Raw genomic sequence first — 21,547 nt, forward strand, 5'->3', positions numbered from 1 at the left:
TAAAATACAAAACGCCCGATGAAGTTCATCGAGCGTTTTAAACTGAAAAAGTGTCAACCTATTTCAGGACTAGTCACTTCTGCAAATTTTCTTCTACTTTTAGCTTATTTATTGCGCGTATTGTGAACTTTTGGGTAATTGCTGGTTGGTTTTTTTCGATGTTAGCTTTACTAGGTCTTATTGAGACTAAATGTAATGAAATAGAAGGAATATAATAATGACAATCGGTAATATGTTTAAGGTCGCGCTCATAGGTCTAGGGTTAGGGGCTGCTGTATCAGCTTATGCATTTAATCCATCATGTTCTCAGTGCAACCGTGCATGGGATACTTGTTTAAGCTCTGGCGAGAAAACACCAATGCAGTGTAGTTATGAATTTCAATCTTGTGCACAGCGCGTTCCAGGTGGCTGTAACTTCTACTAAGTTAGCTGTTATTTGATTGAGTGTTAGGGTGCCAAAATTTGATACAATAGGCACCTTATATCTGGCTCGTTTTTATCTTTTTTTATTTTGTTTTGTTCAATAACCTTATATTTTATTTATTGGTAGCTAGTATTTTCGATAATTTTATTGTTTGTTAACTTTAACTTGATTAAGGTTTAATTTACGAAAATCTAAGGTAAACTTGGCGCTATATAAACTAATGAGAAGCCATCGTGAATAAAGCTATTCCAACACAGATAACCTTTTTTGAGTTTTTAACGCCGTTAGTGGCATCAGGTAAGAAAACCATCACCATTCGCGATGAAGCGGAAAGCCACTATGTACCGGGAACTCAAGTAGAAGTTTTCACATTAGAAACCCAAGTTAAAGTCTGCGACATTGAAATTGTTAGTGTAGAGCCTATCTTATTTAGCGAGTTAAATGATTACCATGCTGAGCAAGAGTATCTTCCCCTTGAGAAACTAAAACAAATTATCCGCGAGGTCTATCCTGATACCGAGCAGCTTTATGTCATTAGTTATAAATTGGTTGATTAATGACATTTCGTTTTACTTATTACCAACCCCTATGTGGGTTCTGATGCTGGCGATGGAGGATAACGCAGCACTGATCCCCCCTAAAAGCACGAAGATTGATTGACCAGAAGTTAAGGCTAAGCCAATCACCGCCATGATGATAAGTAGTGTAAATGGTACTTTAAAATTACTCCAAGTACCGGCTGTTCCGCGGCGTTTAAGTTGATCAAATACTTTCTGAGACTCAGCATATTTGACATATATTTTAAATGTCTCATTAATAATTTTAAGATCAATGCCATTGGGTTTGAGCTCTATTAAACCTTTTTGCGCTAAGATACTAATAAGGTTTTTATTTTGAGGATTGATTTGCTCATCTCTTGCTAAGTAAAACAGAGCGAGTTTTTCATTGTCATTACAGCTTTCCCACTTGTAGCGATAGGTTGCACTGTATAGATGAAGTAAGTAGCTATAGGTATGAGCTTTTGAGTGACAATTTGACTGTGTGAAACTACCTTTAACAAAAGCATTTTGATTGGCCAATTGATCTAAATACAGTGGTATAGAGGCTAATTCGGGTAACGAAATTTGCTCTGCCTCTGCAATGCGCTTATCTAAGCCTAGATAATAGCGTTGGATCTCTTCAGAGACCATGACATTAAAATCCATTAAACATTCAGACCAAGCGAGCATGTCGCGGTGACCTAATGTTTCAAAGTTTTTGAGTTGTAATTCATCTAACCAATTTAACTTATCTAATGTGGCACTGGAGCAATGTAGAGTAACCGCAAGATTTTGTTCTTCATTGAGCTCTTTAAGTCCCTCTATGAGTTTGAGAAGCTGCGTGCGTGTGTAATCTGTTTCAAGGCAAATCTCTAGATCCCAAAGTGCCAAACAGTGTTTGGATTCGTTGTAGTGATACTTGATGCTAGGTAGCATCTCTTTATAACTGGCTTCAGAGCGATGGGAACTACTATCTTGGCTCGATACTTCTGTGTTTTCAGGCGTATGCTGATTTTTAGGCATAATATTGATTAGAGTTTTCATTATCGTTGAAGTTGGCTTTTCTAGACCAAAGCCTAAATTTCGTCCATGGCGCTTGGTCATACCTATACAGATGGTAAGTGCGGCTTGCGTTGGTGTAGTTTGCGTGCTTTGCGCTTCATTTAAGGCGAGGTCGTGGTTTACCATGCGCATCAAGGTTAAGTGTTTTCTGGTACCTGTCGAGAGCAACAATCTAGGTTTAGCCCAGCTGGTATAAATCAGCAACCATATACTGGCAAACATGATGGCGAAGCCAAGCCAAGCCAATGACGGAGCATTTACCGATGATGTGAGAGCTTTTCCCTTTCGATCTTTGATGACACTAAGTTGTTCACCAATAAATAGTTTGAAAAGTCTTAATTTTATGTAGGTGGCAAAATCTACTGTTTTTAAGTGTTCAGGATCGGACAGGTCAAACCAAGGACAAATGGTTTTTTTGTTATCCGGTATACCAGTGACGCACTTTGCTAATACTTTGGGGAAGTATTCTCGATAAAATCCTGCAATTTCATTGTGATTTTGTTGTTTGTTAGCTTGAAAGACTTTGATTTGATAGTCATTAAAAATGGACATACTACTGTTGTAGCTAGAGTAAACTAACAGTCCGCAAACGAGCAGTGTAATTAATGTTGATTGGGCGGCTTTATGATTGATAACACTCTCGATGGTAAATTCTGTGAAATGGGTTTGGCTCTTTATAAACTCTTTTCGACTATATAGTCCGATTAATAGACATAGCAATGCTGCAGTTGCCAACGTAGTCAAAGCTGATATCCAATACGCTTCTGTCATGATGAGAACGATGACTAGGATAATTGTTGGCAAATGCAAACGGTAGAAGAAAGGGTGTTTAATCCCGTTGATTATGTAGCGGTTGGCTTTTTGATTTTGTGAGCGGTTTGAAATCAAGGCGCTTAATGAGGTCAGAGAAATCACTGTTAACATTACAAGCGAAATACAAGTCAGTAGGTAAGTGAATTGATTGACCGCTAGTGATTTTAAACTACTATCAGGTAAAAATGCTGTCACTACATAAGGGCCAAACAACGCAGTGCTTTTTAAGTACTTACCAGACTCGCCATGGTAATAACCATTAAAGTTAGCTTGTTTATTATCTTTGGTTGGAATTGAGCTTGCTAACCAAGCTGCGAACTCTTTGGCTTTGTTACTGTTTAATGTAATGAGGTTTTCTTTTAAGCTACGCTGATTATCACTATGAAAGATAACCTCACCAGATTGCCTGTTAGTGACCATCAGTTTCAGCTCCGATATCCATGCGTTGGCTGTGTCGGTTTGTTTGCTATAGTCAGTAGAACCCATGGTAAATATGCTAGGTAAATAGAAATCACCTGCAACCACCTGATTGGCATATTTTGAAGGGATACTGATGGTGGTGCCTAGAGAACCATTGGCGATGTTGTAAAGCCGTTGAAGGTAAATTGGCGGCAAGGAAGCTGATTCATTAGGTATTTTCCAGCCATTGCCTCGTTGTATTTCCTTGATATAGCTTCGATGTGCAACACTTGTGCCGCTGGTTAGATTAGTCTCGTGATGATGTATACTGATGGTGGATCTTCCTTCGTCATTAGTCATAAATACGCCAACAGGAAATACCTTATTTTTGTGCGGTGCATTGCTACCATCATTCACTTTTAGATTTGCTAAATACTGCGGACTTTTAAGTGTTGAACCACTGTCGGAAGACCGATGATAACTCAGCTCACTTCCAATAAACCGCATGCTGATAGCAGAGTCCTTTTCTGTACCTTTGATATCAGCTATTACATCTTTATTCATTGCAAACGGGCACAATTGCTTCTTTTTCGGTAATTCCTTGTTAGCGCGGTCATTTTTGTCTTTGGTTGATTCTTTGTAAATTATGAAGCAATCTATCGCGCCAGAGACGGCATCATCGTATGTGTATAAATATTCTTTAGTATTGTCTTCAATTTTTAGTTGTGAAAATTGTGGATTGAGGATGTTAGAGTTTTGGAAATAATTTACGAATGATGATAAAGGGTTTGGTATTTCCCATAATTCTTCAAGAACACCTTTATGTTGTTGTAGTTTATTTTGAGCTTGTTTAATTTCATTGAGTAGTTGCTTGTTTAAGCTTGCAACTCTTTGTGATGCTAACTCAACTTGATGGGCTTTGACTCGATTTTTAAAACTCATCGATAGCGCTAATGCTAAAGTGGTAAATAACAGCCCATATAACGTGATAATAGAAAGATTTCTAGTGAATTTCGTTAAGCTTGCATGGGGCGGGTAAAACCATAATAAAGTAATCACCCAAGTACTTAAAAGAAAAAGCACACCAAAAATAAGAAAAGGCAGATTGTGGGATAAGGGGTCACGACTGGTTAATTTTTGGTGAGACAGAATTGCAACGATAAAGAAGCTGTGTTCATTTTGTAGGTTTTGCTGCTCAATGGGGTGAAAGAAAATCCGACTTTTTTGTCCTCCTAGTAAGGTGTCTGTGTAGCTAGTTTTGCTTATCTTTTTGTCACCCTCTGAGCTCGTTTTGGTATTTTTTGATAGTAGGTTGGTTATAAAAGAGCTACTTGATTGGCTAAATGATTCATTAATTAACTGTTTGAGATTATTAATGTTATGAATACTGTACTTGTTTGAGTGACCGATAATGATGCTATCTTCATTTGCCAGCAATATTTCGTCAAATCTGTTAGATAGCTTTGCTAACATTTCATTTAGGTCGATTGAAATTGTATTTGATTGACTAATAAAGCACATGTTGTTGAGCGTGCCGATTTTTATTGATATATCATCAATATTTGTTTGTAGACCACTCTGAAATTTGCAGTGTGGGTTTGATGATGACGTATTGTTATATGAGTTGTACAGTCTAGATAATGTATCGAACTCTTTAAATTTTATTAATGCCTTAATCCTTAATACTTGATGGGTCAGTGAGTCTTCTGCTTCTGATAGTTGGCGAAAATAGTCAATATTTACTTGCCTATCAATATTTTCTTTATAGTTTAGGTATATAGCGATAGATATAAAAGCTGCAAATATTAAGATTAAGTATGCAGTGAAGTTGCTTTTAGGTTTATTAGGTTTTGTCGCATCCATGGGACTATAATATGTGCTATTTTTAACCAATAAATCAGCCTAGTTATTGGGTTAAAAATAGTCAATTTATTCAGCGTAATGCAGTCTTAAGTATTAAATTTGGCCGTTGTATACCTATTATGGTTCAATTTAAAAACTCCCTCCCAGAAAGCCTAATTATGCAAATGTCGTTAGTGTCATAGCTTCGGTTTTACTACACTGAAATGTTATTTTTTATCTCTGAAATTAGTATTGCCTTTTTCATCGAGTGTGTTAACGTTGCCGGCTTTTTTGTTGTCTTTGGAGTGGGTCATGTTTGTAGGCTTTGACTATGGCAGCGCAAACTGCGCAGTTGGTACTATGGTGGATGGACAGGTTAAGCTTGCTCAGCTAACACAGACTAGCCAATATATTAGTTCCACTTTATATGCGATGGACCGAGAATTAATCTCTGAAGCAGTGTTGCATATTTTACCTAAATCCCAGCAGTCTCAATATGCCCAAATGCGTTCATCGCAGCTAGCTAGAGCACGCACTGCGAGGCGAGAATTAGATCTAGATGCTGATGAACAAGCGGTATTTGTCGGTCAGGCGGCGATTGATGCTTATATGGAGATGCCAGAAGAAGGTTTTTACGTACGATCACCTAAATCATTTTTAGGCGCTAAAGGATTAAGAGCTGAACAAGTCGCCTTATTTGAAGATATTGTCACCTTGATGATGTCGCATGTGAAGCGCACCGCCGAGGCTAATATAAACCACGCGATTACCCATGCCGTTATTGGTCGTCCAGTCAATTTTCAGGGTATTGGCGGAGAGGAGAGTAATCAGCAAGCAGAAGCCATTTTGCGTTTGGCTGCACAACGTGCCGGTTTTGCTGATGTTGCATTTCTTTATGAGCCAATTGCTGCAGGAATGGATTACGAGGCCAGTTTAAACGAAGACCGATGCGTTTTGGTGGTTGATGTGGGCGGCGGTACTACAGACTGTTCTATGGTTAACATGGGACCAAGCCATAGCCAAGCGATTGATCGCAGTGCTGATTTTCTCGCTCACACCGGTCAGCGGATTGGCGGAAACGATCTTGATATTGCGCTAGCCATGGGGGCTTTTATGCCTCATTTAGGATTACATACCCTCATGAACAATGGTTTGCCAGTGCCGAGTAAACCTTTTTGGAATGCCGTAGCTGTCAATGATATTAGTGCACAGCGAGAGTTCGCCTCATTAAGCACTAAGACCATGATCACCGACTTGATTAAAGATGCCCGGGAACCTTCGCTATTATCAAGGTTACTTAAAGTTCAGCAGGACCAATTAGGTTATCGCATTGTCCGCAGCGCTGAATCGGTCAAAATTGCACTAACCGATAATGATGCGGTCACAGTGCAACTAGATTATCTGTGCGACAATATCAAAGCGAGTGTAGATGAAGCGACGTTTATTGAAGCCATTGGCGCGCCCAGTGGTAAAATTGTTGAGTTGATGAGTCAGGCTGTTGAACAAGCTGGCCGAGCACCTGAAGTCATCTATGTGACCGGAGGTACAGCTCGCAGCCCTGCAATATATCAGGTGATTTCTGGGCTTTATCCTCAGGTACCTGTGGTCGTTGGCGATCACTTTGGTAGCGTGACAGCTGGATTAACGCGCTGGGCACAAAAGATGTTTAAATAGTTACCAAGTCACATTGAATGACTTGAATGAATTTAAGGAATTAAACATGAAATTTAAGACATTGCTTGCCCTGGTGGGAGTGGTTTTACTGGCTGGCTGTGGTGATGATGTTGGTAAAGTTAGCTTAGGCTTATTCACGACCAAAGATGTGGTGATTGACGCAAGAGACGATCCTAAAATTGCGGGTGTAACCTGTCACATCAGCCGGGTTGAGGCCAATTTAGATTTTGCTGATCCATCAGATATGAGCATATCTTGTCGGCAAACAGGGCCAATTAGTGCTGCTGATATCGCGGCCATAGACCGCAGTAAAAATGGCGAAATTGTTTTTAAAGAGTCTTTGAGTATTCTGTTTAAGTCGTTAAAAGTACGCCGCATCTATGACGCTGAAAATCAGACACTATTGTATCTTTCGTACTCCACCAAAGAAACCAATGGTAGCCATAAGCATGCCTTGTCTACTGTACCTTTGTATGGCACTCAAGCATGGGTTCAGCCAAATAAAATGACTGCAAATCCATAACAAGGATGGCCTAGGCTGTCTGTTGGATTATTTATGCTATGTTTTAAAGGTAACTTAAATAGTTACCTTTTTTATTGCCGATATAAAGGGAACGCATATGGGCATTGCAAAGTATTTAAAATTGATGGTGATTAAAGAGGCCTCTGATCTTTTTTTTAGTCCCGACTCTCCCGTGTTGATCAAAATAGAAGGTCAGTGTAGTCCGATAGAGCCAGAGTTGCTTTTGAATGCAGAGGCGGTTAAGACGCTTGCCTACTCGCTGATGAAAGATCGTCATCTAGCTCTATTTGAATCGCAGTGGGATGTTTCTATCGGGGTGACCTTAGCCGGTGTCGGTCGGTTTAGAGTGAGTATCTTTAGGCAAATGGCCGATATGGCGATGGTGATTAGGCACATAAAAAGTAGTGTACCGGCGCTTTCTTCTCTGCATTTACCCGATTGTCTTGCCGATTTAGTGATGTTGCCTCGAGGCTTGATATTAGTGGCCGGTGCTACTGGCTCTGGTAAATCGACGACCTTAGCGGCGATGATTGACCATCGAAATGCTAAACAAGCGGGCCACATTTTGACCATTGAAGATCCGATTGAATTTGTTCATAGCTATAAGCAGTCTATTGTTAATCAGCGCGAAGTTGGCGAAGATACCAAAAGCTATGCCCACGGGCTTCGAAGCGCGATGCGAGAAGCACCCGATGTGATTCTTATTGGTGAAATTCGCGATCAAGAAACCATGAAAAATGCCATCACTTACGCCGAGACCGGTCATTTGTGTTTAGCGACGATACATGCCAGCAATAGTATTGAAACCTTAGACAGAGTGATTAATTTTTTTCCTGAAACAGCCCATAAACAGTTATTAGTGGATTTATCCCATAATCTTAAAGCTGTGATATGCCAGCGTTTAATTCCAGGTGTCGATGGCAAACGTTGGCCAGCGATTGAAATACTGCGTGACACGCCTTTTATTCGTGAACTGATCCGCAGAGCAAAAATAGACGAGATCCGCGATGCACTAGAACGTAATCTCGAAAAAGAGGTTGTTACCTTTGATGAGGCGATTATGCGTTTGTATAAACAAGGCCGCATTGACAAGCATGCTGCGCTAAACTTTGGTGATTCGCGGCATAATCTAGAAGTGAAAATTCGCTTACTTGAAGGTAAAGGTATTAGTGATGATTATCAAAATATTGAGGTAGATTGATCAGGGTGGCTAATGCCACCCTGAATATAGCAGGCTATAGTACTTGGTTGAACCGCTCAAACGCCGCGTCTAGATCAGCGATAAGATCATCTGGATTTTCCAGTCCCACATGCAAACGAATCAACGGCTTACTGCTATCCCAAGTTGTCGCTGTGCGCAATTTGTCGATACCAAACACCCCTAAAATCAAGCTTTCATAGCCGCCCCATGAAAAGCCCATTTTAAAGTGCGCCATGTTCTCAACAAAAGCCGTCACCGATTTAATGTTGCCTTGCTTCAATACAAATGAGAATAAGCCGTTGGCGCCATCGAAATCACGCTTGAAAAACTCATGACCCGGGCAAGATTCAAATGCTGGGTGGCGAATATGATCCACTTCCGGCCTAGTTGCCAGCCAGTTAGCGACTTTGAGGGCATTTTGCTCATGTTGAGCCATACGAACGCCCAGCGTACGTAATCCTCGGCTAGCTAAATATACATCATCAGGCGACGTACACTGTCCCATGAGGTAACTGTTTTCTCTGAGTTGATCCCAATGTTTTTCATTGGCCGTAGCCGTGCCCATCATCACATCGCTATGACCGACGATATACTTAGTTGCGGCTTGGATGGAGATATCAACGCCCATTTCAAATGGACGACTGTTTATCGGAGATGCCCACGTATTGTCTAACATCACCGTGAGTCCGTGTTGGTGGGCCACTTCACACAGGGTAGGGACATCTTGTACTTCCATGGTGATAGAGCCGGGTGATTCCAAAAACAATACTTTAGTGTTGGGTTTTATCAAGCTACTGATGTCAGCACCAATCATAGGATCGTAATAAGTGGTTTCAATACCGAACCCAGCCAAAAGCTTATTACATAAGTCGCGAGTTGGCTCATATACACTGTCGACCATCAGCAAATGGTCGCCAGCTTTTAAAAATGATAACAGTGCTGCACTTATCGCGGCACTGCCAGACGGATAAAGGGCGGTACCAACACCTCCCTCAAGTTCAGCAATGGCTGCCTGAAATGCAAAATGCGTTGGCCCACCACGGCGGCCATAGAACATCTCGCCATTAGCGCGATTCTTGGTGGCAAAGCGCATCTCTTCAATGGTATCAAATACCATGGTTGATGCTCGAAAGACTGGAGGGTTGATGACGCCTTTGGTCCACTTTTTATCTCGGCCAACACTGACGATTGCTGTCTCTTTTTTCATGCCTGTTCCATTATTTTGCCATTCACTTCTATTTAGCCATCTTAACATCTATATGGCTAAATAGAAGTGGTGATTGTCATTAGTTGAACATTTTCGAATCAGCACAATGGATAATTAACCTGAAAACAGGGGCAATTTGATGGTCATTTGCACACCGATCACCTCGTGTTGTTTATCCAATAGGTTTTTAGCGCTAATACTGCCTTGATGAAAATCACAAATAAGCCGTGCAATGTATAACCCTAAACCTAAATGGGGTTTTTCTTGTGCTTTTTGGCTACGTACTGACACCATAGATTCAAATATCTGCTCACCCATATCGCTAGGCAGTCCGGGACCGTGATTTGATACGGTTATCTGGGCGTGTTTACCGTTACTGGTTAACTCAACAGCAATGGCATCATGCTGGGGACTAAATTCAATTGCATTGGCGATCAGTTTGTCCATTAATTGGGCGATATATTCAGGGACACCCAGCATGGGCAAATTGTTATCGGAAATGTTGAGCTCAAATTTCTGCTTAGGGTAAGTAAATTGATAACCCTGCATTACCCCGGCAATCACTTTATTTAATGCAAACTGGTCACGATCTGCATGTGTCAGGCTTTGTTCAAGCCGAGTTGCTTCGCTCATATTATTTAAAATCATATTAAGCCGACTTACTCCTTCTTGAGCTCGGTCGACATATTTTTGGCTGGTATCATCAAGTGATTGATTATTCAGGTGCTCAAGTGAGCTGCGCACCACTGCAACCGGGGTTCTGAGCTCATGGGATAACCGTGATGACATATTTTCCAAGTAGTGGGTATATTGGCCGAGCCGACTGACAATATTAGAAAAGCTTCGGGAAAGATCACCGATTTCATCGCGTACTTTTGAGGGCTCAATGGCTTTTTGAATTCGGCCTTGGCTGTCGATGGCTTGCTCTGCATCATCACGTAAGCGTCGAATACGGCTGGAGATGCTCGATGCGAAAAAGAACAGGGCCAATGTGCCCATGCTCATCACAGTGAGAATGACATTAAATAGCTTTTCCAGTGCGCGATTTCGCAGGGTTCGAATACCGTGCGTGGTTTCTTCTGCAATCACAACACCCATCACTTTATCATCAATCCAAATTGGACTGGCCGCGGCTAAAACAACCGCTTTATTGTCGGGGGTTAATCGCCATGTGGAGCCTTGTTTGCCCTGTAATGCCAGTTCGATGTGGCTGCCATTAAGCACGGTAGAGTCTTGTAAAGAATCAACAAAATCTTTAGGTGGTGTGGTAAGGATTTTGTAATAAAGTGGATGTAAGTACTGCTGTTTGAATTGATCCCACGCATTGTCTGCAGGTTGTTGCTCTGCTGCAGTTTTGGTCCAAACACTTTGGCTGGCGCGAATATCACCAGATTTGGCTAGCACGCGACCATGTTTGTCGACAACCCAGATACGCGAGCTGTTGTGGCTCATACCTTTAATGATGCTTTCAATTTCAGGTGAGGGGACAAGTACCGTGCCTAATTTATCCACATCATCGATACCGGATGTGCCGATAATCGCTTCAATGTTACGGCTGTATTTTGAATTGACATCGGCGATGGCAAAACCCAATTTGCTGCCAACCATATGTAGCGGCATTCTCAGTTCGACGTTGTAGCCTTTGTCAGTCTTTAGCCATTTACCTTGAATACGCACCTCTGGGGTAACCGGCGTGCGTTTATTGGGGTCGAGCGGTAACTCGTAAGCGCTGACCCAACCATCACTGACGGTGGAGACAATATAGCGCCGAAATTCACCATCTGGGGCCAAAGTGGCAATACTTAGGTGGTCGTTATTATCAATTTGTAAGCTGTTGCTGCCACGGTAAATGACACTGGGATCGGTGACCTCAAAAAAGGCATATAGATAACCAGAGTATTTGCCCACCATATGCTCAAAACTTAAGGTTAAGGGCTTGGCTGGATCGGCACGGTAAATCTGGTACTGCTCGCCATAATTAATGGAACGGTGCCGATAAGCATCCCAATCAGCAAGTTTTCCATCAAGTTGGATCGGACGAGCTAGCGGATAGGCATATAGATCTCGCCCAAGTTGAACTTGATTGAGAAAACTTGCTTGCTTGTCAAAGAGTTTAGGCCTTTCATGTAGCGCCGTTGCTAGTGCCTGAGTCGTGCCTTCTAAGGTTTTTTCTTGGCCATGTCTTAGGTACTTTTCCATTTCCCATACATATTGATAGCCGAGCCAGGGCAGGCACAACAAAAATAGCGATAAAATGGTGACTTTAGTGCGTAAACCTATGGGTGGATGGTACATATTAGCCTTGTGGATCCCAGCGGTATCCCATGCCATAAACCGTGTCTATACAGTCAAATTGTGGATCTTGTTGTAAAAACTTCTTGCGGATCCGTTTAACGTGCGACGTGATAGTACTATCGTCAACATAGATTTTAGCATCTTGCATCAAGGCTTGACGGCTACGCACATGACCTGGGTGCTTGGCTAAAGCATGTACCATCCAAAATTCGGTGACAGTTAACTCAATAGCTTGCTGTTTCCAATACACTTGAATGCGGTTGGCATCGATAGTTAGGTCACCGCGCTCAATTAAATTATCCTGAGAGCTGGTTTGCGCAATTAATTCACTGCGGCGAAATAATGCAGCTAAACGGGCGATAAGGTGGGGGAAACTGACATCTTTCGTCAAATAGTCATCAGCGCCTAAACGTAAACCGCAAACAGTATCAAAATCACTATCTCGAGCCGTTAAGAAAATGATAGGCAAAGTACTTGAGAGTCCTCTTAGGGCCTGACACAGTGTGAAGCCACCATCGATTTCATCTTCAAGACCAATATCTATGATCGCCAAATCCGGTAAACGAGTCGAAAATGCTTCCATAGCAGAAGGGCGGTTTGCATAGGCTTGTACTTGGTAGCCCTGTTGCTGCAACACCTCTTTATAGTTTTCACGTATAGCGGCTTCATCTTCGACGATGGCAATGCGTTTCATAAGTTGGATATCTCTATTACTGCGTTGATTGTTCGAACTATACAGTAATTTTGTGCTGTTTAAAGCTGTGAAGCCCAATTGCCATTTTGTTGCCACATTTGATCGATGCAATGCCATTTTTGCCGCTCAATGTAGCCATTTCAAACCGTTTTAATAGATCACATCAACGAACAACGACGCATTAAGTCGACACTCATTAACGGATGAAATAAAGGAATACACTATGAAGAAGCAACTTATCAGCGCATTAATCATTTCTAGCGTAACGTTTTCACAAGCAAGCTTCGCGGGTCAAGAAGAGCAAGATACCACCCGTACTCACAATGAAGAGCTTATCGGTTTAAGTTCAGGCATTGTGTTAGGAGCCGTGGTAGCAGGTCCGGTGGGTGCAATTATCGGCGCTTTTACTGGCACCATGATAGGTAAATCAGTTGGCGATGAGTCGGAGCTCAAACAAAATACCGCTCAGCTTGCTATGCAGCAGCAAGAGATTGATAACTTAGCGGCAGAAAAGCAGTTATTGGCGACAAATCAGCAGCAAACTAAACAGCAATTGTTGGCGTTACAACAGGCGCAATCAACCCGTTTAGCAGAGTTGACCTTAGGTTTAAATGTGCAATTTAAGACTGGTTCCTCGGAAATTCAACCTCATTTTCAAGCTCAGTTGGATGAAGTCGCCTATTTGCTAAATCAATCGCCAGCGCTGCGTTTAGATTTGACCGGTTATGCTGATCGCCGTGGTGACTCTACCTACAACCAAGCACTATCTGAACAGCGCGCTGCCGAAGTTAGAAGTTACCTTGTTGATCGCGGCGTAGAGGTTTCCCGATTAGACACCAGTGCTTTTGGCGCAAGTTCACCATTGAATCAAGAGCAGAGCTTTGAGAATGACTTTTTTGACCGTCGAGTAACACTGCGTCTTGTTACGGAAGAAACTGCTGTAGCAGCAACTCATTAATTGGTGTTGTGGAGCAATATGATGGACATTGCAGCGGTTTTTAAATGGAGTTGTGGTACTGGGAGGCTCCCGAAGGGGGCCTCCAAATCACCTTCAACACTGTTTGGTTCAATATTGATACTGATATGTATAGGGTTTAGTAGCAATTCAATGGCGCTAAGCGCGACGGAGCCAAATTTAGGTCAAAGTTACATTGATTATCAGCTTATCGATGAACAAGGTCAGCAGTTATCAACGCAGGCCCAACGGTTGATTAGTCAGCCAGTTAGCACCGAAGTCGATATGCAAGTGACAGGGTGGGTTAACCGCGCACGGGTTAAACAGGTTTTTGTTAACAGCAGTGAATACTGGATGAAGGGAGTGTATCGATTTCCGTTACCTCATGACGCTGCGATAGATACCCTATTAATGCGAGTGGGCGATCGCAAAATGGTAGGAGTGATTAAACCCAAAGAGCAAGCAAAAGCACTGTTCAAACAAGCGCAAAAGCAAGGTAAAACCGCGACTATCACCTTACAAGAACGGCCAAATATCTTTACCAATGGGTTTACCAACCTAGCGCCTGGGCAAAAGCTAGAGATAGAGCTGGTTTATCAGCAAAAGCTTAATCAGCATAATGGTAAGTTTGGTTTGCGTTTCCCAACAGCCATCACGCCAAGATATGCGGCTAAGGTTAGCCAAAATCCGTTACCAGATAACCAGCCAAGTCAGTTGTCCAATAACTCTGGTAGTCAGCTTGAGCAGCAAAGCGCTTTAATCGCAAACGGCAATATTCACATCAATATTTTGCTGGATGGCCTAGCGGATGTGAATAGCATCGCATCCCCTTATCATGACATCAGCATAGAGCCCGACACTAAAGGGCGGTTTGCAATATCGCTCACCGATGTTAATCAAGCGAATCGAGATTTTGCTTTGCGTTGGCAGACTGCTGACAGCATACAGCCTAGTGCGGTTGTTTATGCCCAAAGTGGTCGAACTCACAGGCCTCATTCTATTGCTGATAAGTCGATAGACGACAAACAATATGGCTTAGTGATGGTCAGTCCGGCTAAGCTTGAGCAGCAGCAACTGATCAATCGTGAATTAATTTTGGTTGTTGATACTTCAGGCTCTATGCATGGTGCTTCAATTGAGCAGGCTAAAGCCGCGTTAATTACCGCACTTGCAACCCTTAGAGCTAAAGACAGGTTTAATATTATTGCTTTTGACTCTACCACTCGAAGTTTTGCCCCCTATGCCGTCAATGTCACCGCCAAGACCTTAGGTAAAGCCCAGCAATTCATTCGGCATTTACACGCTGATGGCGGCACTGAAATGGTTCCGGCACTAAATCAAGCTTTACATATAGGTGCAGAGACGGATTCTCACTTGCTACGCCAAGTTATTTTCATCACTGACGGTGCGGTCAATAATGAACAGGCTTTGTTTAACCAAATTACCGCTCAGCTCGGTAATAGCCGACTATTTACGGTTGGTATCGGCGCTGCACCTAATGGTTATTTTATGGAAAGGGCGGCTCGCGTCGGCAGAGGCAGTTATACCTACATTGGTGATATTGGCGAAGTGGAGCAGAGCATGCGAACCCTGCTTAACCAAATTGCGATGCCGAGGCTTACAGATATCCAAGTCAGGTCTAAATCGGGTTTACCCATGGACGTGTGGCCCCAGCATCATGGCGATATCTATCAAGGGCAAAGTTTGATGTTTAGCTATCGCAAACCATTAGCTGCCGATGCCATTGTCGTGTCAGGTTTTAATGATGGCCAATATTGGCAGACCGAACTTGAACCTCAGATTGCCGATACCATGACTGGCTTAGATATTGTGTGGGCAAGAGAGAAAATAGCTGGGCTGATGCTGTCGAGAAATGCTGATAATCGTGAGCAGATAAAGCATCAAATTACTGAGTTGGCGATTAATCATCACCTAGTTAGCCGTTATACCAGCTTGATCGCCATTGACGATATTGCCAGCAGAACTCAAGGGCAAGCACTGATGCAGGGCCAAACAGCACAGAATTTGCCTCAAGGGTGGCAAGTTGGACAGCTACCGCAAACGGCGTCTTTCAGTCCTTTGGCATTGTTTTTAGGTTGTCTGTTGTTACTGCTATCAACAGCGCTGATGCTGAGCTATCGACATTTATTCAACAGGAGCTTGGGTAATGTTACCCAGGGGGCTGGAGATACTGCGGAGAAATGTTGATGAAAAAGACATCAAAACGTGGATTACCTGGCTTTATCAAGGCAACAGCAATTACATTTTTTTTAGGTGGGCTAGGGTTGTTAGTTACCGGAGGATATATGCAAGCAAAAGCACATTTTGCCCAATTTCTGATTGAAAGTGCGTGGCAAAAAACATTAGATGACAGCGAGTACCATAAACCTTGGAGTTGGGCTGATACCTATCCAGTCGCGAAATTGCACTTTGAACGCCAACAAGGAAGTGATCAGGAGTTATATGTATTAGCGGGTGCTTCTGGTCGCAACCTCGCTTTTGGCCCTGCAGCCATGTTAGTCGATAACGAAATTAATGTTTGGGGAAATACCGTGATAGCGGGTCATCGAGATAGCCACTTCTCACTGCTTAAGTACGTTAAGCCAGGTGACATAATTGCGGTAGAGAGTGCTGATGCCCAGCAAATGAAGTATAAAATTGTCACTACCGAAATTTTGCATCAGTCTCATATTCGCTTTGCTGCAAATGATGATTTAATGCTAACACTAGTGACATGCTACCCATTTGAGAGCATCAACCCAGATACTCAATATCGTTTAGTGGTTACTGCTTACCCTATGACATCAGATGGGCATTACTCGATTTCTGCCTAAGCGTTTAGCTTCATATAATAATTTGTCGGCGCGTTCAATTAATCGGATTGCGTCGTCATCTTTTTGCCACTCTGTGACCCCGAAAGAGGCAGTAATATTATCAATGCGTTGATTTTTACGCCTATCTTTTAGGGACACCTTTTCTAAAGAGCGTCGCATTGCGTCAGCTAAATGTCGTGCTTTACGTTGGTGGCTGTTAGGAACGATAATGGCAAATTCTTCTCCGCCAAATCGATAGAGTTGGCAGCCATTACGACAAGATTCAGCAAGTCGTTTGGCAACCACTTTTAATACTTGGTCGCCAAGCAAGTGGCCATAGTTGTCATTGAAACCTTTAAAGTGGTCGATATCAGCTAAAATAAGGCAACAACCTTGCCCAGATTGCTGCAAGATACCGTCAAGATCACGGTCAAATGCACGCCGATTTAACACAGAGGTCAATGCATCATGATAGACATCGTTTTCCGACTTTTTGAGTTTGTTCTTTAATGTGTCTATCTCTTGTTGAGCCTTATCTAATTGGCCTGTGAAAAACTGTGTCGACAGGCGAATATCGTCCGACTCTTTGACTAACTCTCTTACCAATCCCAACACCTTTTCTAAGCTGACACCTTCTTCTTCAATTCTATTTAAGCGATTGAAGTTCGTGTCTACTCGAGATTGAAACTTAGTCGCATCGTGGTTGGTATCTTTCAGTGATTGTGACAATTCAGTCGCCATCGCCTCAAGATTTTGCCGCATGTCGACTAAATCAATTTCAACGGGATCGCTGACATGTTCCCGATAAAGCATTTCTGCTTTGATGGGGGGACAGGTATGGTATTGCTCAACAATTTCATCTAGTTTTTCGACTAGTTGGGGGTCTTGTTCACCAACATAGGCGTACCACAAGGCATAGTTGGTGGGCGTAGTGGGTATTTGGTGTTTTAACATCAAAGGTACGGCTTTCTTTAAATTGGCCGCAGCTTGTTGCATGAGATTTTTTGACATACTTTTCCCGTCTGCCAAGGCCGCCATATAGGCCTATAAATTTATCTATTTGAAGCAATACAATTTTTGCTTTTCTGTTAAAGTTTACGAAATGGCCAGGCGTTGTCCAATCAAAACTGCGTTATCTAATAAAAAAGGCAATCACCTTAAGGAAATTGCCTTTTATCTTTGTTGTTTTTATGGTGTTTGTTGTATGGGGGACCAAGTCAACCATTGAGGGTCAACTTTCGGCGCGATATTAAAGCGTTGTTCTGCTGAAAGTTGGTTGGTGTTGCTGGTGACATTTTCAGTCGCAACACCAATACCGCCCGCTAATATAGTTTCTAAGCTGCCAGTTTCAACTTGCGCACCAGAGAAAAGACCAAAGTCCACTTTTATTCCAGAAAGATCCCAAAACTGACTGCTTTGATTGACCAAATGTGCAAAGGCTTGCTCTATATGCACTTGAAAATCGATGGCATTGCCTGCGGAGTTCAGCTGGTAACCATCGACTTTTCCGATGTGAATGCCCCGATAAATAATGGGGGTGCCAATTTTTAAGCTGCCCAGTGTCCCACGGGTTAGTGTGAAGCTGACATCACCAGGTGATAAGGGCGTTGGAGCTAGTTGAGTGCCAGTAAACTCAAACTGTTTTTGCCCATTGCCTTTGCCAGGCTGCGCTTTAACATAGGCACCAGTAATAAGAGTTTCAGGCGCTTCTATGCCGGTAATGGAGACTTTGGCTTCAGTGACTGCATAACGGGTGTCTTCTTGAGTGAACTGACTTGCATAGTCACCATATAGGTGACCAGTTGCCGTTACTGATTGCAAGTTGCTATCTAAAGTAACCTTGTCAATTTCACCAATTTGATGACCTTGATAACGTATTGCGGCTTTGGCACTAAGGTTAGTTGCCGCCGGGAAATGTAATTTAATCGCAACAGCTTGCGTGCGCGCCAACTTTTCATTTTCATAAAGGTGGTCGCTATTGGCTTGTTGGTCGTCCGCTAGCAGGCCTAAAGTGATACTGCCTTTTAGCGCCCCTTCAATTGGCGCAACTTCAATATCGACTCCGGTCAATCCAGCATTGATGCTTAAGGCACTGTTGCGCCAAAATACCGTATTGTCCTTGATTAAAGGCAAAAAGGTATTATCGATGCCAATATGTATTTTGAAGTTGTCGGTATCTTGATGCCAGTTGATTTGATTAACTTGGCCTATTTGCATTTTCTTATAATAAACCGGCGCATTGGGCGAAAGCTGTGCCGCATCGGCGCTGTTTAGCACTAAGGTATGTTGGCTTGCTCTGCTCATCGCCTCGCTTGCTTCCTCGGCAGACGCATACAGCATCGCCTGCTCACCAGAGATCATAAGTGAATTGCTTTTGCTTGGAACCAAGCTAATGGCACCATGGGTAAAAGTATCTAGATCTCGTGTCGTAACGCTCACTCCATCTAATGAAGCGTCGATGGCAAACACAGACTCAGGTAAGAAGTAACTGTTTTTCTTTAATAAACTTGCGTAGATAGCATCAATATCTATTTGATACTCGACTGCTGTAAAATCGTCACCAAAAGCAACTTGGGTGACTTTGCCTATGGGGAGCTGTTTATATCTAACTTGAGCACCCGCTTTTATGTTGGGGTTTTCGTTGGCTGTTAACGTTAATTGAATGGGATCGGCGTTGACAATTTCCGGTGCAGAATCGAGTAGGTTATAACTGTTTTTTGCTGGTCCTTGTCCAGGCATAAAATTAACGATGCTGCCAGTAATGAGTCGACTTGCGTGTTTGACGCCAGAGAAGGAAATATCTGCGCCTTCTATCCAAAACTGAGCGCTACCTGTTAATAGTTCAGCATATTGATGATCGATTTTAGCTTTAAATTTAACCCCAGAGTCATCAAGGTTAGATTGCACTACGCGGCCAATTTCAATCCCACGAAATTGAATCCGGCTGCCTTCACTTATTTGATCAGCATTTTTGGCAGTCAGGGTAAACTCTTTGCCGCCATAGGCCAGTTTCTTACTTTCATAAAGGGTGAAGTGTTGGCCTGAGGTTGCGGAATCATTAGACGTTGAGCTGAAGCTTATGCCGCCAGCTAGGATTGCAGCTAAGCTCTCTGTTTTGACGTTAATGCCATTTAATGAGGCATCAATATCGAAGCCCGACACATTCCAAAATTGAGAATCAACTTTAACCAAATCGGCATATTTTTGCTGAATATAGGCATTAAAGATAATGGTATTACTGTTTTCTAGGCGGTAGCTAATGACTTTTCCAACCGGTATTTGACGATAATAAACTTGTGAGCCGACATCTAATGAACCTAGTGTGTCACTGGAAAGCTCTATAACAAGGCCGTCGTTACCGGGCAACATGACCGGTGTTTCTCTTGCCGCTTCAAACACTGAGCGAGATTCACCGTCTCCAGGTTTGATAGCAATATAATTTCCTGAAAACAGCGCATCCAATCCTTCCACGCCTGTGATCGAGGCTTTAGGCGTTACTAGCCAAAACTGGGTATTGTCATTGAGAAAAGGCGCGGCCCGATAATCCATGAGTACATCGACATTAACCCCTTGTAGGTCATCATCAATGCTGATATCGACCACTTTACCCACTGTAAGACCCTGATAGCGAACTAGCGTTTTACCAACATCAATACCTGTTGCGCTAGGAAAATGAATCCGCACTTCAACGCCTGATTCACGGATACTTTTCACCCCAAGCCAGGCGCCAAGTATCAGTGCGATGATGGGCAATAACCAAATTGGTGAGAAGAGTTTTTTTCTAACCACTTTAGGCGTTTCAATTTGTGTCATTTTTTGATTCCAATTTATCCCATAGTAGGCGAGTGTCTAGGACTTTCGCTGCCAATTGGGTTAACAAGATAACTAAGGCAAACGCGGTAGCTGCAGGCGCGGGTTTAGCGTCTAATAACTGACCCATATTAACCAATGCCGCAGTGATAGAAATAACAAACAGGTCAAGCATTGACCAACGTCCGATCCATTCAATGATATGAAATCCCGACATCAGCTTCTTTTTAGATATCGGCAAATTAAAACTAATCGCACACAAGTAAATCGATAAACCGACAATTTTTAGCATCGGCACCAAAATACTTGCGGTGAATAAAATGATGGCAATAGGCAAAAGATCTAGCTCAACTAAATGGGTTATGCCGCTAAAAATCGTGTCCTGCCGCATGCTGCCTTGGCTGGTCATGATAGTGATCGGATAGACATTGGCAGGAATGAGCAAGATGGCTGCGGTGATCAGTAATGCCCAGCTTTTTTGTACGCTGGTGTAGTCTCTTGCTGCAATCGGCGCATTACACCGAGCGCAATATTCATCATCAATACGACATAGTTTCAAACATGTCTTACAGGGGGCAAGGCCATGATCTTTGCCCTGCAAAGGCTTTGCATGCTCAGTCATCTAACATGCTCCACATATGTTCTAGGTCGTATTCACGTTGTAGAAAAATAGTCATGACAAACAGCATAGTAAAGCAGAAGGTGCCCATTCCAAAATATAGGTCTGTGTAATCAGATAGTTGAAAAACAGACACCAGAATACTGATCATATAAATCTCAAGCATGGTCAGTTGTGAAAGTAAACTTTGCTGCCTTAATAGTTGCCTCAATATCTGCCTAAAAAACGGGTTGTGCAGCTGATATTTAACAATGAGTATTTGCGTCAAAATAGAAGCAATTAACAAACCAGGTGCGATAACGGCGGCGGTAATAACGGCAATACCCACTATCCAGTAGCCTTGGTCGGCAACGTTTATTGCCCCTTCAATAATGGTTGTGGTTCTGATGCTGCCGAGAAAATGTAGCTCTAATACTGGTAATAAATTAGCAGGAAAAAAGAAAATTAATGCGGTTAAGCACAGGGCGAGCATGCCGTTGATTGAGCAATAGGGAGTGTCATATAAAGCCGTATGGCATCGTGGGCACAATGCTCTGACTCCCGTAGGCAACGCACGTTTGCTGACGACGAGATCACATGAACGGCATAAAATAACACTTTTTTCTAAAGCACATTGCTGCATAAGGTGTGTGACTCAATACCTTTGTGATGTTTGTTCTTAAAAATGAAAATAACTG

At 42.6% G+C, this 21,547-nt stretch carries 16 protein-coding genes; 8 read left to right on the plus strand and 8 right to left on the minus strand.

Translation table 11 applies throughout. The annotated features are described in order from the left end of the window. The first annotated feature begins 217 nt into the window (after positions 1-217). Together ACHUFW_RS20740 and yqfB are read left to right on the plus strand one after the other, a co-directional pair. Positions 218-424 carry a hypothetical protein gene (locus ACHUFW_RS20740; RefSeq protein ID WP_394205794.1) on the plus strand — a complete coding sequence of 69 codons (207 nt, stop codon included), beginning with the start codon at positions 218-220 and terminating at the stop codon, positions 422-424. A gap of 233 nt (positions 425-657) precedes the next feature. Further along, positions 658-981, plus strand: coding sequence for a N(4)-acetylcytidine aminohydrolase (gene yqfB, locus ACHUFW_RS20745; protein ID WP_394205795.1), 324 nt, complete (start codon positions 658-660; stop codon positions 979-981). Positions 982-993: 12 nt separating this feature from the next. Here the strand turns inward: yqfB and ACHUFW_RS20750 are convergent, their stop codons facing one another. After that, entirely contained in the window at positions 994-5,100 is a 4,107-nt protein-coding gene (locus ACHUFW_RS20750; protein WP_394205796.1) for a hypothetical protein, read from the minus strand. A gap of 291 nt (positions 5,101-5,391) precedes the next feature. Here ACHUFW_RS20750 and yegD point away from each other — a divergent pair, with 291 nt between their 5' ends. From yegD to ACHUFW_RS20765, 3 genes are all read left to right on the plus strand, one after another. Then, the gene (gene yegD / locus ACHUFW_RS20755; protein WP_394205797.1) at positions 5,392-6,753 is read left to right on the plus strand and encodes a molecular chaperone; all 1,362 of its coding nucleotides are present in this window, start codon (positions 5,392-5,394) and stop codon (positions 6,751-6,753) included. 46 nt (positions 6,754-6,799) lie between these two features. Continuing rightward, positions 6,800-7,276, plus strand: a complete 477-nt coding sequence (locus ACHUFW_RS20760) for a CreA family protein (RefSeq protein WP_394205798.1) — start codon at positions 6,800-6,802, stop codon at positions 7,274-7,276. Between the two features lie 97 nt (positions 7,277-7,373). Further along, entirely contained in the window at positions 7,374-8,477 is a 1,104-nt protein-coding gene (locus ACHUFW_RS20765; RefSeq protein WP_394205799.1) for a PilT/PilU family type 4a pilus ATPase, read from the plus strand. 34 nt (positions 8,478-8,511) lie between these two features. Here ACHUFW_RS20765 and ACHUFW_RS20770 read toward each other — a convergent pair whose 3' ends face one another. The 3 genes from ACHUFW_RS20770 to pdsR form a co-directional block, all read right to left on the minus strand. Then, positions 8,512-9,684, minus strand: coding sequence for a cystathionine beta-lyase (locus ACHUFW_RS20770; protein ID WP_394205800.1), 1,173 nt, complete (start codon positions 9,682-9,684; stop codon positions 8,512-8,514). Between the two features lie 114 nt (positions 9,685-9,798). Further along, positions 9,799-11,979, minus strand: a complete 2,181-nt coding sequence (gene pdsS / locus ACHUFW_RS20775) for a proteobacterial dedicated sortase system histidine kinase (protein WP_394205821.1) — start codon at positions 11,977-11,979, stop codon at positions 9,799-9,801. 1 nt (position 11,980) lies between these two features. Further along, positions 11,981-12,673 carry a proteobacterial dedicated sortase system response regulator gene (pdsR, locus tag ACHUFW_RS20780; protein ID WP_394205801.1) on the minus strand — a complete coding sequence of 231 codons (693 nt, stop codon included), beginning with the start codon at positions 12,671-12,673 and terminating at the stop codon, positions 11,981-11,983. Between the two features lie 223 nt (positions 12,674-12,896). On the opposite strand from pdsR, the gene pdsO reads away from it, so the two are divergent. The 3 genes from pdsO to ACHUFW_RS20795 all read left to right on the plus strand — a co-directional run bounded on the left by pdsO (position 12,897) and on the right by ACHUFW_RS20795 (position 16,462). After that, positions 12,897-13,631: a sortase-associated OmpA-like protein PdsO gene (pdsO, locus tag ACHUFW_RS20785; RefSeq protein ID WP_394205802.1), complete on the plus strand. Its 735-nt coding sequence runs from the start codon at positions 12,897-12,899 to the stop codon at positions 13,629-13,631. Positions 13,632-13,781: 150 nt separating this feature from the next. Continuing rightward, positions 13,782-15,836 (plus strand): marine proteobacterial sortase target protein, encoded by a 2,055-nt coding sequence (locus tag ACHUFW_RS20790; protein WP_394205803.1) that lies wholly within the window; start codon positions 13,782-13,784, stop codon positions 15,834-15,836. Further along, the gene (locus tag ACHUFW_RS20795; protein WP_394205804.1) at positions 15,836-16,462 is read left to right on the plus strand and encodes a class GN sortase; all 627 of its coding nucleotides are present in this window, start codon (positions 15,836-15,838) and stop codon (positions 16,460-16,462) included. The genes ACHUFW_RS20790 and ACHUFW_RS20795 overlap by 1 nt, the downstream gene beginning before the upstream one ends. On the opposite strand, the gene ACHUFW_RS20800 is transcribed toward ACHUFW_RS20795, so the two are convergent. From ACHUFW_RS20800 to ACHUFW_RS20815, 4 genes are all read right to left on the minus strand, one after another. Beyond that, the gene (locus ACHUFW_RS20800) at positions 16,433-17,452 is read right to left on the minus strand and encodes a GGDEF domain-containing protein (RefSeq protein ID WP_394205805.1); all 1,020 of its coding nucleotides are present in this window, start codon (positions 17,450-17,452) and stop codon (positions 16,433-16,435) included. The genes ACHUFW_RS20795 and ACHUFW_RS20800 overlap by 30 nt on opposite strands. A gap of 177 nt (positions 17,453-17,629) precedes the next feature. Next, positions 17,630-20,254, minus strand: a complete 2,625-nt coding sequence (locus ACHUFW_RS20805) for an MlaD family protein (protein ID WP_394205806.1) — start codon at positions 20,252-20,254, stop codon at positions 17,630-17,632. After that, positions 20,241-20,873 carry a paraquat-inducible protein A gene (locus tag ACHUFW_RS20810; protein WP_394205807.1) on the minus strand — a complete coding sequence of 211 codons (633 nt, stop codon included), beginning with the start codon at positions 20,871-20,873 and terminating at the stop codon, positions 20,241-20,243. Before ACHUFW_RS20810 ends, ACHUFW_RS20805 begins: the two co-directional genes overlap by 14 nt. Continuing rightward, positions 20,866-21,492 carry a paraquat-inducible protein A gene (locus tag ACHUFW_RS20815; RefSeq protein ID WP_394205808.1) on the minus strand — a complete coding sequence of 209 codons (627 nt, stop codon included), beginning with the start codon at positions 21,490-21,492 and terminating at the stop codon, positions 20,866-20,868. The genes ACHUFW_RS20810 and ACHUFW_RS20815 overlap by 8 nt, the downstream gene beginning before the upstream one ends. Between the last annotated feature and the right edge of the window lie 55 nt (positions 21,493-21,547).

Source organism: Shewanella waksmanii, assembly GCF_043643685.1.
Lineage (GTDB): Bacteria > Pseudomonadota > Gammaproteobacteria > Enterobacterales > Shewanellaceae > Shewanella > Shewanella waksmanii_A.

What these genes read in the sequence shown, in the direction of transcription:
- ACHUFW_RS20815 (WP_394205808.1), bottom strand. Translation starts at nt 21,492, where the DNA reads ATGCAGCAATGTGCTTTAGAAAAAAGTGTTATTTTATGCCGTTCATGT.
- ACHUFW_RS20770 (WP_394205800.1), bottom strand. Translation starts at nt 9,684, where the DNA reads ATGAAAAAAGAGACAGCAATCGTCAGTGTTGGCCGAGATAAAAAGTGG.
- ACHUFW_RS20800 (WP_394205805.1), bottom strand. Translation starts at nt 17,452, where the DNA reads ATGTCAAAAAATCTCATGCAACAAGCTGCGGCCAATTTAAAGAAAGCC.
- ACHUFW_RS20740 (WP_394205794.1), top strand. Translation starts at nt 218, where the DNA reads ATGACAATCGGTAATATGTTTAAGGTCGCGCTCATAGGTCTAGGGTTA.
- ACHUFW_RS20760 (WP_394205798.1), top strand. Translation starts at nt 6,800, where the DNA reads ATGAAATTTAAGACATTGCTTGCCCTGGTGGGAGTGGTTTTACTGGCT.
- pdsO (WP_394205802.1), top strand. Translation starts at nt 12,897, where the DNA reads ATGAAGAAGCAACTTATCAGCGCATTAATCATTTCTAGCGTAACGTTT.
- ACHUFW_RS20790 (WP_394205803.1), top strand. Translation starts at nt 13,782, where the DNA reads ATGGCGCTAAGCGCGACGGAGCCAAATTTAGGTCAAAGTTACATTGAT.
- ACHUFW_RS20765 (WP_394205799.1), top strand. Translation starts at nt 7,374, where the DNA reads ATGGGCATTGCAAAGTATTTAAAATTGATGGTGATTAAAGAGGCCTCT.
- yegD (WP_394205797.1), top strand. Translation starts at nt 5,392, where the DNA reads ATGTTTGTAGGCTTTGACTATGGCAGCGCAAACTGCGCAGTTGGTACT.
- ACHUFW_RS20750 (WP_394205796.1), bottom strand. Translation starts at nt 5,100, where the DNA reads ATGGATGCGACAAAACCTAATAAACCTAAAAGCAACTTCACTGCATAC.
- ACHUFW_RS20810 (WP_394205807.1), bottom strand. Translation starts at nt 20,873, where the DNA reads ATGACTGAGCATGCAAAGCCTTTGCAGGGCAAAGATCATGGCCTTGCC.
- ACHUFW_RS20805 (WP_394205806.1), bottom strand. Translation starts at nt 20,254, where the DNA reads ATGACACAAATTGAAACGCCTAAAGTGGTTAGAAAAAAACTCTTCTCA.
- ACHUFW_RS20795 (WP_394205804.1), top strand. Translation starts at nt 15,836, where the DNA reads ATGAAAAAGACATCAAAACGTGGATTACCTGGCTTTATCAAGGCAACA.
- pdsR (WP_394205801.1), bottom strand. Translation starts at nt 12,673, where the DNA reads ATGAAACGCATTGCCATCGTCGAAGATGAAGCCGCTATACGTGAAAAC.
- pdsS (WP_394205821.1), bottom strand. Translation starts at nt 11,979, where the DNA reads ATGTACCATCCACCCATAGGTTTACGCACTAAAGTCACCATTTTATCG.